Below are 17,407 nucleotides of genomic sequence, written 5' to 3' on the forward strand. Positions count from 1 at the left end.
CTCAAATCCTCTCCCCAACCAAACTTCGGTAAGCAAACAATCCGCCAGGAACAATGCCGGCGGACCGTTTTGATGTTCATCTTGGCTGGCCACCGATTGCCCCGGATCAGGCGCCCGCAACAAGGCGAAGCCCAGCTGCGGAACAAAAAAACCAATCCCGTCCCCTGCAAACCAATCTGCACCAAACAAACAGTTCGCCAGGCACCAGCCAGCGGGCCGTTCGCATTCGGGGGACAGCCGAAGGTTCTCGGAATACTCCGGGTGGTCAAGGCTGCTGTAAGCCGACGCAGCAGCAGACTTCTTGGCCAAGCGACATGGAGAGCGTCACGCCGCGCCCGGAGCAGATGCTTATCAAACAAGATCTGGGCTTCACGTGATAAGACGCGGCCGGCGGGAGGGCACCGCGCGAACTCCTGGGTGCAGATACTCCAACCACACTCCCCGGTTCGCGGCCAAAAAGGCCGGAAAGGCCTTGCCTGGCCCACCTTGGCGGCCTGCGACCACCTTCGTCGACCGGAGCGTATGACTCCCCGGAAGTAGGTTGTGAAATATATTTCAATATCTGAATTATATTGACAACATGCGCCGAGGTTGTAATGTCCCGATCGTCGGCTTTCGGAGGAAGGTCGGCATCATCAAATCCATACGGCAGCGCTCGGTGAGCGCCTGCGACGGTCATTGAGGATGGCTTCGGCCAAGGGAGGAAACTTGCGCAAATTTCTGAGCACGCTCGCAATCGCGGCGGCTGCATCGACCTGCTTTGGGTCGATGCAGGTACGCGCCGAAACCCCAAACCCGTTCAAATGCGAGCCGGGTGAAAAATATGTCATGAACGTCATGGTCTCGGGCGTCGAATACTGGTTCCCGGTCTATGAAATGTTCAAGCAGGCCGGCCAGCAGTTCGGCTGCGAGACCGCCTATACGGGTACGCCGGAATACGACGTCAACAAGCAGATCGCGACCTTCGACCAGGCGCTGGCGCAGAAGCCGGCCGGCATATTGGTGCATCCGATGAACTCCGATCCGTTCATCGAGCCGATCAACCGCGCCATCGAACAGGGCACCGCGGTGGTGACCTTCGCCGCCGACTCGCCGAATTCCAAGCGCGTCTCCTACATCACCTCCGACAACAATGCCGAAGGCACCTATGCCGCCGACGCCGTTGCCAAGGCGATGGAGGGCAAGGGCGAATATGCGGTGCTGGAGAATCCCGGCCAGGACAACCACGACAAGCGCGTCAACGCGTTCGTTGCCCGCATGGAAGCCAAATGGCCTGACATGAAGCTCGTCGGCCTCGCCGCTTCGAACCAGGATCCGACCAAGGCCTATCAGGCGGTTCTGAGCCTGGCGCAGGCGCATCCTGATCTTGGCGCCGTGTTCATGCCGGAGGCCAACTCGGCCATCGGCGCTGCCCAGGCCGCCAAGGAAGGCGGTGGCAAGATCCGCGTCATGCTCGCCGACGTTAATGCCAAGATCCTCGACATGATCAAGGCCGGCGAGATCTTCGGCTCGGTCAATCCAAACCAGGGCATGCAGGGCTATATGGGCTTCATGCTGTTGTGGATGGCCAAGCATCCCGGCCTGATCGACCCGATGAACGACGCCAAGCGTTCGGGTTTCAACCCGATGAGCGTGCCCTTCGTCGACAATGGCTTCTCCATTGTCTCCAAGGACAATGCGGATGACTTCTACTGGGACAAGTACCTCAAGCGTCGCGGCACCAAGGGCATCGAGGAATAGTCTCGATCTCGCCGCCCGGCCTCGGCATGGCCGGATTAACCGGGAAGGAGGCTTCGGCCTCCTTCCTCCCCCGCAGGTTCATCGCAGGAGCACGGCGTGACCCAGGCGCCCATTCTTGAAATCCGTGGCCTGTCCAAGGCGTTCGGCCCGGTCAAGGCGCTGAGCGACGTACGGTTCGAGCTGCGGCGCGGCGAAATCCATGCACTGTGCGGAGAGAACGGCGCCGGCAAGTCGACGCTGATGAACATGATCGCCGGTGTATTGCAGCCCGACGAGGGCGACATCCTGATCGATGGTGAGCGCATTTCGATCCACTCGCCCGCAGCCGCGCAACGTCTCGGCATTGCGCTTGTCCACCAGGAGATCGCGCTGTGCCAGGACGCGACGGTTGCCGAAAACATCTACATGGCCGCGATCAACAGCCGGCGCGCGCCGCTGATGAATTTCCAAAAACTCTACGCCGACGCCCAGAAGGTCATGGACCTGCTCGCGCCCATTCCGGTGCGTACCAGGGTTGCCGACCTCTCCATTTCCAACCAGCAGCTTGTCGAGATCGCCAAGGCGCTCACGCTCGACTGCAAGGTGCTGATGCTCGATGAGCCGACCGCGGCGCTGACCGAAAGCGAAGCGCAGCGCCTGTTCTCGATCGTGCGCGGGCTCAAGGAGCGGGGCATTTCGGTGGTCTATATCAGCCACCGCATGGCCGAGATATTCTCGCTGTGCGACCGCGTCACCGTCTTCCGCGACGGCCGCTACGTGGCGACCGATCCGATCGCAACCGTCTCACCGGACGATGTCGTACGCAAGATGGTCGGCCGCGAAATCACCCAGCTCTATCCCGACAAGCTGGCGCCGCAGGAGCCCGGGCGCCTGCTTCTCTCGGTCGAGGGGCTTTCCGATAACCGCCGCTTCGCCGACGTCGATCTGCAGCTTCGTGCCGGCGAAATTCTGGGCATAGGCGGCCTGATCGGCGCCGGCCGCAGCGAGATCGCGCAAACGGTCTGTGGTCTGAGGCCAAGGACGTCTGGAACCGTCGCGCTCGACGGAAAGCAGCTCCGGCTGCGCGGCTATGGCGATGCGGTCAAGGCGGGGCTGGTCTATCTTTCCGAGGACCGCAAAGGCTCCGGCGTGTTCCTCGATCTGCCGATCGCGGCGAACATCTCCGCGCTCGACCTCGCCAGGCTGACCGGGCGCCTCGGCCTGCTTGACCGCAAGGCCGAGGATCGTCAGGCGAAGGAGCTGACCGGCAGGCTCGGCGTGCGCATGGCCGGCATCGATGCCGCCGTCTCGACGCTGAGCGGTGGCAACCAGCAGAAGGTTGCCATCGCCAGGCAGCTGTCCGTCAGTCCCAAAGTCATCATCATGGACGAGCCGACGCGCGGGATTGATGTCGGCGCCAAGGTCGAGATCCACCGGCTGCTGCGCCAGCTTGCCGGCAGCGGTGTCGGCGTCATCGTCATCTCGTCGGAACTGCCGGAGCTGATTGGCTTGTGCGACCGCGTTGTCGTGGTGCGCGAAGGCAGGATCGCCGGCGAACTCACCGCCAGCGAGCTCGGCGAGGAAGCCATCATCATGCTCGCCTCGGGCGTTCAAGACAGTTCAAATCAAAGGCAGGCCCAGAATGTCGCCTAGGGAATCAGGAGAAGCGCTCGTGCACGCCGAGATCAAGGCCGCCGGGCGGCGCATCAATTTCGCTCAGCTCGCCTCGATGCGCGAGGCCGGGCTGATCGTCATCATCCTGGCGCTGTGCATCGCCATGAGCTTCGCCTCGCCGCACTTCCTGACATGGGGCAATTTCCGCGCCATGCTGATGAGCTTTTCCATCGAAGGCATCGTCGTCGTCGGCATGACGATCCTGCTCATCGTCGGCGGCATCGACCTTTCCGTCGGCTCGGTCGTGTGTTTCTCGATGGTGGTCTCGGGGGCGCTGTTCCTCGCCGGCCTCGATCCCTGGACGGCAAGCCTGATCGGCATCGGCGTCAGCGCGCTGATCGGCGCGGCGATGGGCTTCTTCGTGACCGTGATAGGCCTCAATCATTTCATCACGTCGCTGGCGGCCATGGTCATCGTGCGCGGCATGTGCCTGGTGGTCACCAAGGGCACGCCGCTGTCGCTGTTCACCCTGCCGCCGGCTTTCAAGGCCATCGGCCAGGGCAGTTTCAACAACATCCCCTATGTCATCCTGATCTTCATCGTCGTGGTGGCCATCTTCGACTTCCTGCTGCGTCGCGCCACGGCCTTCCGCAAGGTTTTCTACACCGGCTCCAACGAGAAGGCCGCGCAGTTCTCCGGCATCAGGACCAATCAGGTGAAGTTCTGGGTCACGGTGCTGTGCTCGACCCTCGCCGGCCTGGCCGGTGTCATCTACATGGCGCGCTTCGGCGCGGCGACACCGACCTTCGGCGCCGGCATGGAACTCAACATCATAGCCGCGGCCGTCATCGGCGGCGCTTCGCTGAATGGCGGCTCGGGCACCATCTTCGGAGCGATCCTCGGCATGGCGTTGCTGTCGGTGGTGACGAGCTCGCTTATCCTGCTCGACGTCTCGGTCTATTGGCAGGACATGATCAAGGGATGCATCCTGCTGGCGGCGGTGTCGATCGATCATTTCCTGCACCGCAAGAAGTCCTGAACCCTCAAAGGCGGCGAAGCAAGACCATGGCCCCTCCCAACACCCGCGACGACATCGCCGCTGTTCGTCAGATGCACCAGGCGCTTGTCCTGCATTATATCGAAGGCAAGACCCAGGCCGAGATCGCCGGGGAACTCGGCCTCTCGCACGCGACGGTCAACCGGCTGATCAAGCGCGGCCACCAGCTCGGCCTCGTCGAGATCAAGATCAAGTCGCCGATCGACCATCTGGTCGACCTGGAAGCACGGCTGGTTGCGCTGGGCGGCATCGAGCGGGCGATGGTGGTGCCGTCGGTTTCCGATAATCCGCACACGGCCCTGCAGCGGGTCGGCGAGGCGGCGGCTGGGCTGCTGCTCGACACCATCAAGGATGGCGACACGATCTCGATCACCGGCGGCAAGGGCGTCAGCGCGCTGGTCGCCGGTCTCAAGCCGGGGCGCCGATACGACGTCGAGATCATTCCCGCCACCGGCCTGGTCCAGGGCAAGCACTACACCGACGTCAACCACGTCGCCTCGCTGATGGCCGACAAGCTCGGCGGCCGCGCTTACCAGATCCATGCGCCGCTGTTTGCCGATACCGCGCAGCAGCGCGAGATGCTGATGGGCATCAGCTCCGTCGCAGACGTGTTTCGCAAGGCGCGCGAGGCGGATGTCGCGGTGGTGGGTGTCGGCTCCATCCTGACCGACGATTCCAGCTATTACGACCTGCATCCGTCCTCGAATGCCGATCGCCAGGCGATCGAGAAGTCCGGGGCGACAGGCGAGCTGCTCGCTCATCTCATCGACCGCGGGGGCAAGCTTTGCAACTACTCGCTCAACCGTTCGCTGGTCTCGCTGACGCTTGACGAGTTCGCGACCATCCCGCGCTCGATCGGCATCGCAAGCGGCCCCAGCAAGGTCGCGCCGATCCTCGCCGCCCTGCGCGGCAACCATCTCGACACCATCGTCACGGACGAGGCCACGGGGCTCCAGATCCTCGAGCTGGCCGAACAGGAGGTAGCATGAATTCTCGAAAGATCCAGCGGCAGATCGGCAAGTCCGGCATATCGGCGTCGGCTGTAGGCCTGGGCACCTGGGCGATTGGCGGATGGATGTGGGGCGGCACCGACGAGAAGGAGTCGGTCAGGGCGATCGAAGCCTCGATCGATGCCGGCCTCAGCCTGATCGACACAGCGCCGGCCTACGGTCTTGGCCGCAGCGAGGCGATCGTCGGCACCGCCATCAAGGGCAAGCGCGACAAAGTGGTGATCGCGACCAAATGCGGGCTGAACTGGCATTCGGGCAAGGGCGGCCATTTCTTCGATCAGGACGGCAAGCCTGTGCATCGCTATCTCGGCGCCGACGGCATCGCCTATGAGGTCGAGCAGAGCCTGCGCCGTCTGGGCACCGATCATATCGACCTCTACATCACCCATTGGCAGGACCCGACGACGCCGATCGCCGAGACGATGGCGGTATTGGAAAAGCTCAAGGCAGCCGGCAAGATCCGCGCCATTGGCGCCAGCAATATCAGCGCCGAGGATCTTGGCCATTATATCGACGCCGGCCAGCTCGATGCGATCCAGGAGCGCTATTCGATGATCGACCGCGCCCTCGAGAGCAGCCTGCTGCCGATCACCCGCCGCCATGACATTGCCACCCTCAGCTACTCGTCGCTGGCGCTGGGGCTGCTCACCGGCACGGTCGACCCCGGCCGCACATTCGGCGGCGACGACCAGCGCAAGGACAACCCACGCTTTTCCACGGCCAACCGGCAGAAGGTCGCAAAGCTGAAAGAGGCCATCGCCCCGATCTCCGAGAGCCACCAGGCGTCGATGGCGCAGATCGTCATTGCCTGGACGCTCGCCCAGCCGGGCATCACCTTCGCCCTGTGCGGCGCGCGCAATCCCGAACAGGCGCTCGACAATGCACGGGCCGGCGAGATCACGCTTGCGGCAAGCGAGCTTGCGGCGATCGACGCCGCGGCAGCCGCGCATCTCACCGCGATGGATGCCTGAGCAAAAAAGGCAACAGCCCCAATGAACCGTAGTCATACGTTAGCCGGTCTGCGCGACCGGCCTGATATCGCCGTGCTCGTCATCGGTGGCGGCATCAACGGCATCAGCGTCTTTCGCGAACTGGCCCTGCAAGGGGTCGATGTCGTGCTGGCGGAAAAGGGCGATTATTGCAGCGGCGCCAGCGCCGCCCTGTCGCGCATGGTGCATGGCGGCCTGCGCTACCTCGAAAACGGCGAGTTCAAACTGGTGCGCGAATCGCTGCTCGAACGCGACCGGCTGCTGAGAAATGCGCCGCACTATGTGGCCCCTTTACCGACGACGGTGCCGATCTTCGACATTTTCTCGGGTCTCGCCAACGGTGCGGTGCGTTTCCTGGGGCTGACGCGGCGGCCCAGCCGGCGCGGGGCGCTGGTCATCAAGGCCGGGCTCGCCATGTATGACCTTTTCACCGCTGCACGGCGTTTGATGCCGACGCACCGGTTCAGGGGCCGCGCCGAAACCCTGAAGACATGGCCGGCGATCAACCCGGCGATCCGCAATTCGGCGACCTACTACGACGCCTGGGTGAGCCGGCCCGAGCGCCTCGGCCTGGAGATGCTGCTGGACGCCATGGCGAGCGCGACGAATGCCCGCGTCTTGAACTATGCGCAGGTGTCGTCGACAGGCGATGGCCTCGCCATTACCGACACGCTGACGGGCGAAGAGCTGCCGGTGCGGCCGCAACTGGTCATCAACGCCACCGGCGGCTGGATCGACCTGACCAACAAGTCCATCGGGGCAACGGCGCAGACGATGATGGGCGGTACCAAGGGCTCGCATCTGATCGTCGACAACGGCGAACTGTTCGACGCGCTCGGCGGCCATATGGTCTACTATGAGAACGAGGACGGGCGCATCTGCATCCTGTTTCCATATCTACGCAAGGTGCTGATCGGCTCGACCGACATCCGGGTGGACGATCCGGACCAGGTCCGTTGCGAGGAGGACGAGCAGCGCTACATCCTGCAGTCGCTCGCTTTCGTCTTCCCCTCGATCAAGGTTAGCGATGACCAGATCGTGTTCCGCTTTGCCGGCGTGCGTCCTTTGCCCGCCAGCGAAGACAGTTTTACGGGCCGCATACCGCGCGATCATTTTTGCGAGTTCGTCGAACCGGCCGGACATCTGCCGGCGACGTTGTGCATGATCGGCGGCAAGTGGACCACCTTCCGTTCGTTTGGAGCGCTGGCCGCCGATATGGCGCTGAAGCGGCTCGGCCTCGCGCGCAGCCAGGGCACGCAGGACATGGCCATCGGTGGCGGCCGCGATTTCCCCGCCGATCCGGACGCCTGGTGCGCGTCATTCGCCGCCGAGCATGGCCTGCCGGTCGAGCGCGCGCGCACACTTCTGCAGCGCTATGGCACGTCGGCCAGGGATTTCGTTTCGCACCCGGCGGGCGAACAGATGCTGCCGCGGTCGGACTATTCGGCAAACGAGATAGGGCGCATCATCGAGCGCGAGCAGGTCGAGTGCCTCGCCGACCTGTTCCTGCGCCGCACCACCATCGCCATTTCGGGCGGTCTCAGCTTCGACCTCGTCAATGCCGTTCTCGACATGCTGGCGGCGCACAAGGGCTGGAGCGCCAGCGAGGCCGCCACCGAGCGCGCGACCTTCCTCACCTTGCTGGCCTACCGGCACGGCATCGATCTCCAGACGCATCAAAGGAGCGCCCTATGCGCATAAACAAGAAAGTCCGCATGAACCGGCTGTTCGATGGCGGCCGCTGCCTCGACGTAGCCATCGATCACGGTGTCTGCAACGAGCCGAGCTTCCTTGCCGGGCTGGAAGACATGGCCGGTGTGGTCAATCAGTTGGTCAAGGCCGGCCCCGACGCCATCCAGATGAACTACGGCCAGGCCGATCTGCTGCAGGCCGTGCCTGGCAAGGACAAGCCGGCGCTGGTGATGCGCATCGACATGGGCAATCCCTATAACAGGATACGCCACCGGGCGATGTGGGCGGTGCTGCAGAACGAAGCCGAGCCCTTGCTTGGCGCCATCGAGATGGATGCGGCTTGCGTCGTGGTCAATCTGTTCATGCTGCCCGACGAACCCGACCTGTTCCGGCAATGCGTGCAGAACATCGCCCGCGTGCGCGCCGATTGCGAGAAATACGGCCTGCCGCTGATGATCGAGCCGCTGGCCATGCTGCCGGTCGCAGAGCATGGCGGCTACATGGTCGACGGCGATGCCGAAAAGATCGTCACCTTGACCCGGCTTGCCCGTGAAATGGGCGCCGATATCGTCAAGGCCGATCCGACCACCGATCCCAACGACTTCCACCGCGTCGTCGAGGCGGCGCGCTGCCCGGTGCTGGTGCGCGGCGGCGGCAAGGAGGATCTGCGTGCCGTGTTCGACAAGTCGGCCGCCTTGATGGCACAGGGTGCGCTTGGCATGGTCTATGGCCGCAACATCTACCAGCACGCCAACCCGAGCGCTGTCGTGCGCGGGCTGATGGCGATCATTCACGACGATGCCGATGGCAGCACGGCCTGGGATCTGTACAACCAGGCCTAGGCTGCGGCCTCGGGAGGCGCCAATGGCAAGCTATATTCTCGGTCTCGATGCCGGCAACACCGTCATCAAGGCTATCCTCTTCGACCTGTCCGGCCGCGAACTGGCATTCGCCGCCCGTGACGGCCGCTCATCCATGCCAAAGCCCGGACATGTCGAACGCGACCTCGACGAACTCTGGCGCAACGCGGTCTCGGTCATTGGTCAATGCATTGCTGAAGCCGGCATCGACGCCGGCGAGATCGTCGCCATCGGCTGCGCCGGCCATGGCAACGGGCTCTACGCGCTCGATCGCACGGGCGCGCCATTGATCGGCATCCAGTCGCTCGACACACGCGCGGTCGACATCGTCGCCGAATGGGCAAAAGAGAATGTCGGCGACCGCACCTATGCACATTGCCTGCAACGGCCGTGGGCGGCGCAGACGCCGACCCTGCTTGCCTGGCTCAAGCGCTTTTCGCCGGCCTTGTTCGCCAGCATCGGAACTGTATTCCTGTGCAAGGATTTCGTCGTCAACCGCCTGACCGGCGCGCGCAGCAGCGATAGTTCAGATATGTCGGGCTGCGGCCTGCTGCAGATGCAGGACCGCCGCTACGAGCCGGACCTGCTTGCCGCCTATGGGCTCGGCGATTGCATGGACCTGCTGCCGCCGGTGCTGGAATCGGCCGACATTGCCGGTCATGTCAGCGCGGAGGTGGCGGCCCTGACGGGACTGCGCGCCGGCACGCCGGTCGTCGCCGGGCTGTTCGATGTCGTCGCCAGCGCGGTCGGTTCGGGCGTGACCAGAACCGGTGCCGCCTCGGTTATCGCCGGCACCTGGAGCATCAATCAGGTCATCACCGACGAACCGATCCGCGACGAGTCGATCTTCATGCTGTCGACTTTCGACCGCCAGCGCTATCTGGCGATCGAATCCAGTGCCACCTCGGCCGCCAATCTCGAATGGATCGTTCGCGAATTCCTCGAACATGGTGGCGAAGCCGGCAAGTCGCCGTTCGAATTGTGCAGCGAACTGGTGGCGTCCGTCGATCCCAACAGCGACATCCCGATCTATCATCCCTTCCTTTACGGCTCGCAGCAGAATGGCCATGCGCGCGCAGGCTTCTATGGCATCGCCGGCTGGCACAGCCGAGCCCATCTGCTGCGTGCGCTGTTCGAGGGCGTTGCCTTCGAGCATAAGCGCCATGTCGAGACCTTGCACAGAGCGGGCGCTGATTTCGACCAGGTGGTGCTGTCGGGCGGGGGCTCGCGCAGCAGCGTCTGGCCGCAGATATTCGCCGATGTGCTCGGCGTGCCCGTCACCGTGGCGCGCAGCCGCGAAACCGGCGCGCTGGGAGCGGCGATCGCGGCGGGCACCGGCGTCGGCATTTTCGCGGACTACAGCGCAGGTGCCGCCGCCATGACGGCGGCCGCCCGACATTTTGTACCCAACGAGGCGGTTGCCGATGCATATGCGGGACGGTATCGACTGTACGGCGAGATCAACCAGGCGATGACCCCGATGTGGGAGCGCATCGCCGGACAGCAGGCGCGCACGTGACCGAAGCTCCACCGTCCCCGTTCGGCAGTTACGACTATGTCATCGTCGGCGCCGGCTCCGCCGGCTGTGTGCTCGCCAACCGGCTCTCCGCCGATCCGCGCAACAATGTGCTGCTGCTCGAGGCCGGCGGCAGCGACCGCTATCACTGGGTCGATATCCCGATCGGCTATCTCTTCTGCATGGGCAACCCGCGCACCGACTGGATGATGAAGACCGAGCCGGAAGCCGGTCTCAATGGACGCAGCCTCAACTATCCGCGCGGCAAGGTGCTTGGCGGCTGTTCATCGATTAACGGCATGATCTACATGCGCGGCCAGGCAGCCGACTACGATGGCTGGCGTCAGGCCGGCAATGCCGACTGGGGCTGGGACGACGTGTTGCCCTATTTCCTCAAATCGGAAGACTATCACGGCGGCAAAGGCGCCATGCACGGGAGCGGCGGCGAGTGGCGGGTCGAACGGCAGCGGCTTTCATGGCCGATCCTTGACGCCTTCCGGGACGCGGCCGAGGAACTCGGCATTCCGCGCACCGAAGACTTCAACACCGGCACCAATGAAGGCTCGGGCTATTTCGAGGTCAACCAAAGGAAGGGCGTGCGCTGGAACACGTCGAAGGCGTTTTTGCGCGGCATAGCGGGGCGCAAGAACCTGCGCGTGGTGCTCGGCGCGGAGACCGAACGGCTCGAATTCGACGGCCGGCGCGTCACCGGATTGGTTTTCCGCCAAGGCGGCCGCCTGCACCAGGTCCGCGCTGGACAGACGATCCTTGCGGCCGGCGCCATCAACTCGCCCAAGCTGCTCGAACTGTCGGGGGTGGGTCGCCCCGACCTGCTCTCGGGCATCGGCGTGGATGTTCGTCACGCCTTGCCGGGCGTCGGAGAAAATCTGCAGGACCATTTGCAGATCCGCACCGTCTTCAAGGTCGCCAACACCGCCACGCTCAACCAGCGCTATCACAATCTGGTCAGCCGTGCGTCGATGGGGCTGGAATACGCGCTCAAGCGCAGCGGGCCGCTGTCGATGGCGCCGAGCCAGCTCGGCATCTTCGCCAGGAGCGATCCGCGTCTCGCAACCCCCGACCTCGAATACCATGTGCAGCCGCTGAGCACCGACCGTCTGGGCGAGCCGCTGCATCGCTTTCCCGCGGTCACCGTCTCGGTCTGCAATCTGCGTCCCGAAAGCCGGGGCAGCGTGCACATGGGTTCAGCCGACGCGCGGGAGGCGGCGAAGATCCGGCCGAACTATCTTTCCACCGAGGGGGACCGCAGCGTGGCCGTCGCGTCGTTGCGTCATGTCCGCAGTTTGATGAAGGCACAGGCGGTGGCGCGCTTTGCGCCGGAAGAGATGCTGCCCGGCACGCAGTATGACAGCGACGAAGAACTCATCCGCAAGGCCGGCGATATCGGCACGACGATCTTCCACCCCGTCGGCACCTGCAAGATGGGTTCGGATACGATGGCGGTGGTCGACGACGGCCTGCGTGTTCACGGGCTTGGCGGGCTGCGCGTGGTCGATGCCTCGATCATGCCGACAATCGTCTCGGGCAACACCAACTCGCCGGTCGTCATGATCGCGGAAAAGGCAGCCGAGATGATCCTGCAAGAGGCCCGCTGACCGCCATCGGCTTCAAGCCGCGGCAACACCGCGCGATCGCCGTCTCTCGGCCGCCGCGAGCAGATCGACGAAGGTGCGCACCTTGGCGGGCCGGAACCGGGCCGGCGGAAAGACCGCGTGGATGCCGCCTGACGGCAGGCTCCAGTCGGCAAACACCGGCACCAGCCGCCCCTCGGCGATATCGTCGCTGACGCTATAATCCGGAAAGACGCCGAGCCCGATGCCGACGAGCACGCAAGCCAGGGCGGCGGGGCTCTTGTCGCACATGATGACCGGATTGAGTTCGGTCAGCACCGTCTCAGTGTCCCTGGAAAACAGCCATTGGCCGATGCCGCGCAACTGGGTGTTGCCGACCCAGGCCAGCGATCTTGCCTGGCGCGGCGTTACGTCGGGCGGCAGGCTCGCCGCGAAGCCAGGGCTCGCCACCACGGTTTGCCGGATCGTCCCCAGGCGCCGCGCCTGGTTCGAGGAATCGGTTAGCCAGCCGACGCGGATGCCGAGATCGATCTGCTCGTCCACCAGATTGCTGACTGCGTCGTCGAAGATCGCCTCGACGCGCATATGCGGGTAGGTTCTGAGATAGGCCGCCATGACCGGAGCCACCATCTTGGTGCCGTAGTCGAGTGGCGCTGTCAGCCTCAGCGTTCCGCTCGGTTCGACGGCCCCGCGCGAGATTTCGCCATAGGCCGCCTCCGCTTCGCGCAGGATGATCATCGCGCGGTCATAGAAGAGGCGGCCCTCTTCGGTCGGCGTGACACGCCGGGTCGTGCGCTGCAGCAGCGTTGCGCCCAGCTCCTCTTCGAGCTTGCCGATCTGATGGCTGACCACGGCCTTGGCGACGCCAAGCCGGTCGGCCGCGGCGGTGAATGAGCCGGTTTCCATCACCGTGGTGAAGTAGGCGAGCCGATTGAGGTTCAGAAGTTCGGCCAAGCTGGCTGCCCTTTGTATGATCAGATCAGACAGTTTGTATAATTGGGCGCCATTTATCGCAAGGCTGCCGTCTGCCATATGAGCGACGGCCTCGACGAGTCCGGTGGCCGGGCAGGAATGGCAGCGACTATGAGCAATTCAGAAGTGACCTATCTTTTCGATCCGCTCTGCGGCTGGTGCTATGGCGCCACCCCGATGCTCGACCGGTTGTCGGCCGCCGGCCTGAACGTCGAACTGCTGCCGACCGGCCTGTTTTCCGGCGCCGGCGCACGTCCGATGGATGAAGGCTTTGCGGCGCATGCCTGGGCGAACGACCAGCGCATCGAGCGCCTGACCGGACAATCCTTCACGCCGGCCTATCGGCACAATGTCCTCAATGTCCGTGGGACCCTGCTCGATTCACATGCCGCCACACTCGGCATCAGTGCCGCTGGCCTGGAAGATCCCAGCCGCCGGCTTGCGGCGCTGAAGACGATCCAGCATGCGCGCTATGTAGAAGGACGCGATGTCGTGACGATCGGCGGTGTGGCCGAGGTGCTCGCCGCCGCCGGCATGGCGGACGCCGCCGAAATGCTCAAGGCGCCGACCGAAACATTGCTGACGGCTCACCGCGATCTGGTTGGCCGTGGCCGTGCGCTGTTCCAGCGCCTGCATGCCGATGGCGTGCCTTCGCTCTCGGTCATCCGCAATGATGCGCCCCGGCTCATCGGTTCGAACGCGCTGTTCGGCAGCTTCGACAATCTTGTCGCCCATATCGCGGCGGCGTGATCCCATCCTCCAGACCCCCAACAAGAAATAAGGAAACAGACATGGCAAAAGTCGCTCTCATTGGTGCATCGGGCGCTGTCGGTTCACGCCTTCTCAGGGAACTCTCCGATCGCGGCCACACCGTCACCGGCATTGCGCGCAACCCGGAAAAGATCGCCGCGCTTCCGGGCGTGACGGCGAGGAAGGGCGATGTCTTCGACAGACAAGGTCTCGCGGACCTGATCCGCGGCCATGACGCGGTGATCAGCTCCGTGCATTTCCTGGACAGCGATGCCGATACGCTGATCGAGGCGGTGCGCGCCTCCGGCGTGAAGCGCTATCTGATCGTCGGCGGCGCCGGCAGTCTCGAAGTCGCACCGGGCAAGCGGCTGGTCGATAGCCCCGACTTCCCTGATATCTACAAGGCCGAAGCGCAGAAGGGCGCCGACTTCCTGGACAGATTGAAGACGGTCGACGACCTCGATTGGACGTTCCTGTCGCCATCCGCCATGTTCGTGCCTGGCGAGCGCACAGGCAAATTCCGCCTCGGCAAGGATACACTTCTCGCCTCCGATAAGGGCAGCAGCATTTCCTTCGAGGACTATGCGATCGTCATGGTTGACGAGATCGAGAAGCCGGCCCACATCAGGCAGCGCTTCACCGTCGGCTATTGAGCGAACCGGTGGTGGCGGCCGGAACTCAATCGAGGCCGGCCGACGCCAGCCGCATCAGGGTCCGGTTCAATCTCGGTGCTGCCGCCACCAGCGCCTTGCCAATGGCCGATTGCGGTGAGTCGATGACGGTTCGGGCATCGCCGTTCTCGGCAACCCGGCCGGCGTCGAGAAGGATGACGCGGTGGGCGACCGACCTGATGACGCCGAGATCATGTGAAATGAAGAGATAGGCGATCTTTTCCTGGCGTTGCAGGTCGAGCAAAAGCTCGAGGATCTCCCCGCGTACGGAGACGTCGAGCGCCGACACCGCCTCGTCGAGCACGATCAGCGACGGCTTCGTGGCGATGGCGCGGGCAATGGCGACGCGCTGCCGCTGTCCGCCGGAGATCTCATGGATGGCACGCGGGGCGAGGTTCGCCGTCAGCCCGACGCGCTCCAGCAAGGCGGCGATGCGGCGCGGGCGCTCGGCGCGGGAGGCGATGCCATGGACGCGCAAGGGATCGTCGAGCACACGCGCCACCGTGGCGCGCGGATTGAAGGCGGCCAATGGGTCCTGGAACACCATTTGCAGGCGTGCGCGGCGTGCTCGCAGCGCGGCGCCGCTCGAGGCCAGGAAATCACTGCCCTCGAAGTCGATGCGTCCGTCGTCCGGCTCGATCAATCGCAGCACCAACCGCGCGATCGTCGACTTGCCGCTGCCGGAAGGTCCGGCCAACGCCAGCGTCTCACCGGGGTCGATGTGAAAGGAGACATCGTCGACGGCGGCGATGGTCTTGTCGCCTCGACGGTAGCGCTTGGTGAGGTTGGACACCGCCAGCAGGCTCATGCGTGGAGCCCGGCTCGGTCCAGCAACGGCCTGGTGTCGAGGCCTATATGGGCGTCGAGCAATGCACGCGTATAGGGCTGGGCCGGGGCGCCGACAATCTGCGCCGTCATGCCAAGCTCGACCAACTGGCCATGACGGAAAACAGCGATACGCTCGGCAAGCTCGGCCGCCAGCGCGATGTCGTGGCTGATGAACAGCAGCGTCATGCCGTCCTCGGTCACCAGGCGTCGGATCAAGGCGACGATCTCGGCCTGCACGATGGTATCGAGCGCGCTGGTCGCTTCGTCGGCGATCAGCAATTTCGGACCGGCCGCAATGGCTGCGGCGATCGCCACACGCTGCTTCTGGCCGCCGGAAAGCTGATGCGGGAAGGCGCGCAAGGCTGAGTCCGGGTCCGGCAGGCGGACGCGCTCGAGCAGGCTTTTGGCCCTGGCATAGGATTGGGACCAGGTGAGGCCGAGATGCGTGCGCGCTACTTCGGCGATTTGCTTGCCGATGGTCATGACAGGATCGAGGCTGGCGGAGGGGTCCTGGAAGACGAAGCCGATGTCGCGGCCGAGGCGGGGGATGTAGCTCTGTTTGAGGGAAGACTTTCGGACTTCGCGCCTTACGAGGCCCCCCTCTGTCCTGCCGGACATCTCCCCCTCAAGGGGGGAGATTACGCCCTTGTCTCCACTTTCGCCCATCGCCAGAGATGCAGAAAGAGGGCCTGCGGTGGAACTGCCAATCTCCCCCCTTGAGGGGGAGATGTCCGGCAGGACAGAGGGGGGTGCCTTGGCGCCAGAGGGTGGCGATGATGGCAAGAACCAGTCGATCCGCCCATCAACCCTGGACGAGACCGGCAACAGCCCGGCAATCGCCAGTGCCAGCGTGCTTTTGCCTGAACCGCTTTCGCCGATGATGGCGAGGCGTTCGCCATTGGCAATATCGAGGCTTACACTCCTCAGCGCTGCCACCTCATTGCCGTCACGGCGGTAGGTCACCGTCAGGTCGCGGATCGAAGCGAGCGTGGTCACGACAGGCCTCTCCTGACCGCTGTCGTCTCGACAATGCCTTCGCCGGCGAGGTAGGCGCCGAGCACGGTCAGCACCAGCGCTATGCCCGGGACAATCGACAGGAAGGGCGCGGTACGCAGGACAGCGCGGCCTTCGGCGATCATTCCGCCCCAGGTGACCCGGTTGGGGTCGCCCAGGCCGAGGAAGGACAAGGCCGCCTCGGTGAGGATCGCGGCGGCGACGATCACCGACGACATCGCCAGCACCGGCGGCAGGGCATTGGGCAGCACCTCGCGAAAGGCGATCGCCAGCGGGTGCATGCCGATGACCCTGGCCCCGGCGACATAATCGCGTTCGCGAATGGAGAGGACTTCCGCGCGGGCGACCCGAGCAGGTCCGGTCCAGGTGCCGAGCGCGATGGCAATCACGACGACGCCGAGCGACGGTCCGACGACGCTGACGAAGGCCAGTGCCAGCAGGAAGCTCGGCACGGTCTGGAAGGCGTCGGTGATGCGCATCAGCACCTCGTCGACGAGGCCGCCGGCAAAGCCGGCCAATGTGCCGACCACGGCGCCGACGACAAGTGCGGCGGCCGCAGCCGCGAGCCCGACAGCCAGCGATGTGCGGGCGCCGTGGAAAAGCTCGGCCAGCACGTCGCGGCCAAGCCGGTCGGTGCCCAGCGGCAGCGACCAGTCCTGGAACAGCGGCAGCAGCGCCGGCCCGGCAATCGCTTGCGGATCGCCGGGGAACAGCAGCGACGCCGACAGCGCCATGGCGATCAGCGCCGCCAGGAGCATGGCGCCGGCGACCGCCTCGGGCGTGCGCAGAAAGCGGCGGAGCGGGCTCATGCGCCGGCCTCGCTGGCGCCTACGCGCGGATCGAGCAAGGCGTAGGCGATGTCGACGAGCAAATTGATGACGATGACCAGGACGGCGCTGGTGAGGATAATGCCGAGCAGAAGTGGCGTGTCGCGGGAGGCGACCGCCTCCTGCGCCAGCCGGCCGAGGCCGGGCACGGAAAAAACGCTCTCGATGACGACGCTGCCGCCGAGCATCTGCGCCGACTGCAGGCCGAGCATGGTGACCAGCGGCAGCAGTGCATTGCGGGCGCCGTGGAAAAGCTCGGCCAGCACGTCGCTGGCTGTCGGGCTCGCGGCTGCGGC

At 64.6% G+C, this 17,407-nt stretch carries 17 protein-coding genes; 11 read left to right on the forward strand and 6 right to left on the reverse strand.

Features of this window, described 5'->3' with window-relative positions; genetic code table 11:
- The coding region (locus EOB59_RS35705; RefSeq protein WP_206622074.1) for a hypothetical protein at positions 1–309 on the reverse strand (309 nt) is incomplete at its 3' end.
- 399 nt (positions 310–708) lie between these two features.
- Here EOB59_RS35705 and EOB59_RS27495 point away from each other — a divergent pair.
- The 9 genes from EOB59_RS27495 to EOB59_RS27535 all read left to right on the forward strand — a co-directional run bounded on the left by EOB59_RS27495 (position 709) and on the right by EOB59_RS27535 (position 12,073).
- Positions 709–1,740, forward strand: a complete 1,032-nt coding sequence (locus tag EOB59_RS27495; RefSeq protein WP_128289672.1) for a substrate-binding domain-containing protein — start codon at positions 709–711, stop codon at positions 1,738–1,740.
- A 96-nt stretch (positions 1,741–1,836) separates the two neighbouring features.
- Entirely contained in the window at positions 1,837–3,372 is a 1,536-nt protein-coding gene (locus tag EOB59_RS27500; protein ID WP_128289673.1) for a sugar ABC transporter ATP-binding protein, read from the forward strand.
- Positions 3,373–3,448: 76 nt separating this feature from the next.
- Positions 3,449–4,372 (forward strand): ABC transporter permease, encoded by a 924-nt coding sequence (locus tag EOB59_RS27505; protein ID WP_236383556.1) that lies wholly within the window; start codon positions 3,449–3,451, stop codon positions 4,370–4,372.
- A gap of 26 nt (positions 4,373–4,398) precedes the next feature.
- Positions 4,399–5,379: a sugar-binding transcriptional regulator gene (locus EOB59_RS27510; RefSeq protein ID WP_128289674.1), complete on the forward strand. Its 981-nt coding sequence runs from the start codon at positions 4,399–4,401 to the stop codon at positions 5,377–5,379.
- Positions 5,376–6,371 (forward strand): aldo/keto reductase, encoded by a 996-nt coding sequence (locus EOB59_RS27515; protein WP_128289675.1) that lies wholly within the window; start codon positions 5,376–5,378, stop codon positions 6,369–6,371. The genes EOB59_RS27510 and EOB59_RS27515 overlap by 4 nt, the downstream gene beginning before the upstream one ends.
- Before the next feature lie 21 nt (positions 6,372–6,392).
- Positions 6,393–8,090, forward strand: coding sequence for a glycerol-3-phosphate dehydrogenase/oxidase (locus tag EOB59_RS27520; RefSeq protein WP_128289676.1), 1,698 nt, complete (start codon positions 6,393–6,395; stop codon positions 8,088–8,090).
- A 14-nt stretch (positions 8,091–8,104) separates the two neighbouring features.
- Positions 8,105–8,923 carry an aldolase gene (locus EOB59_RS27525; protein ID WP_189367568.1) on the forward strand — a complete coding sequence of 273 codons (819 nt, stop codon included), beginning with the start codon at positions 8,105–8,107 and terminating at the stop codon, positions 8,921–8,923.
- A 22-nt stretch (positions 8,924–8,945) separates the two neighbouring features.
- Entirely contained in the window at positions 8,946–10,460 is a 1,515-nt protein-coding gene (locus EOB59_RS27530) for an FGGY-family carbohydrate kinase (RefSeq protein WP_128289678.1), read from the forward strand.
- Positions 10,457–12,073, forward strand: a complete 1,617-nt coding sequence (locus tag EOB59_RS27535; protein WP_128289679.1) for a GMC family oxidoreductase — start codon at positions 10,457–10,459, stop codon at positions 12,071–12,073. The genes EOB59_RS27530 and EOB59_RS27535 overlap by 4 nt, the downstream gene beginning before the upstream one ends.
- Positions 12,074–12,085: 12 nt before the next feature.
- On the opposite strand, the gene EOB59_RS27540 is transcribed toward EOB59_RS27535, so the two are convergent.
- Positions 12,086–13,003, reverse strand: coding sequence for a LysR family transcriptional regulator (locus EOB59_RS27540; RefSeq protein ID WP_128289680.1), 918 nt, complete (start codon positions 13,001–13,003; stop codon positions 12,086–12,088).
- A 129-nt stretch (positions 13,004–13,132) separates the two neighbouring features.
- On the opposite strand from EOB59_RS27540, the gene EOB59_RS27545 reads away from it, so the two are divergent.
- Together EOB59_RS27545 and EOB59_RS27550 are read left to right on the forward strand one after the other, a co-directional pair.
- A complete protein-coding gene (locus tag EOB59_RS27545) occupies positions 13,133–13,771 on the forward strand; it encodes a DsbA family protein (protein WP_127397363.1) in 639 nt (212 codons plus the stop codon).
- Between the two features lie 41 nt (positions 13,772–13,812).
- Complete coding sequence (locus EOB59_RS27550; RefSeq protein WP_127397362.1) at positions 13,813–14,424, forward strand: NAD(P)-dependent oxidoreductase; 612 nt, start codon at positions 13,813–13,815, stop codon at positions 14,422–14,424.
- Between the two features lie 25 nt (positions 14,425–14,449).
- Here EOB59_RS27550 and EOB59_RS27555 read toward each other — a convergent pair whose 3' ends face one another.
- From EOB59_RS27555 to EOB59_RS36765, 4 genes are all read right to left on the reverse strand, one after another.
- Positions 14,450–15,250 carry an ATP-binding cassette domain-containing protein gene (locus tag EOB59_RS27555; protein ID WP_127397361.1) on the reverse strand — a complete coding sequence of 267 codons (801 nt, stop codon included), beginning with the start codon at positions 15,248–15,250 and terminating at the stop codon, positions 14,450–14,452.
- On the reverse strand, positions 15,247–16,248 hold the full coding sequence (locus EOB59_RS27560) for an ABC transporter ATP-binding protein (protein ID WP_189526321.1): 1,002 nt from the start codon (positions 16,246–16,248) through the stop codon (positions 15,247–15,249). The genes EOB59_RS27555 and EOB59_RS27560 overlap by 4 nt, the downstream gene beginning before the upstream one ends.
- Positions 16,249–16,262: 14 nt before the next feature.
- Positions 16,263–17,093: an ABC transporter permease gene (locus tag EOB59_RS27565; protein WP_128289681.1), complete on the reverse strand. Its 831-nt coding sequence runs from the start codon at positions 17,091–17,093 to the stop codon at positions 16,263–16,265.
- The coding region (locus EOB59_RS36765) for an ABC transporter permease (protein ID WP_245486783.1) at positions 17,090–17,407 on the reverse strand (318 nt) is incomplete at its 5' end. The genes EOB59_RS36765 and EOB59_RS27565, both read right to left, overlap by 4 nt.

This window comes from Mesorhizobium sp. M7A.F.Ca.MR.176.00.0.0, assembly GCF_004023165.1.
Taxonomy (GTDB): Bacteria; Pseudomonadota; Alphaproteobacteria; order Rhizobiales; family Rhizobiaceae; genus Mesorhizobium.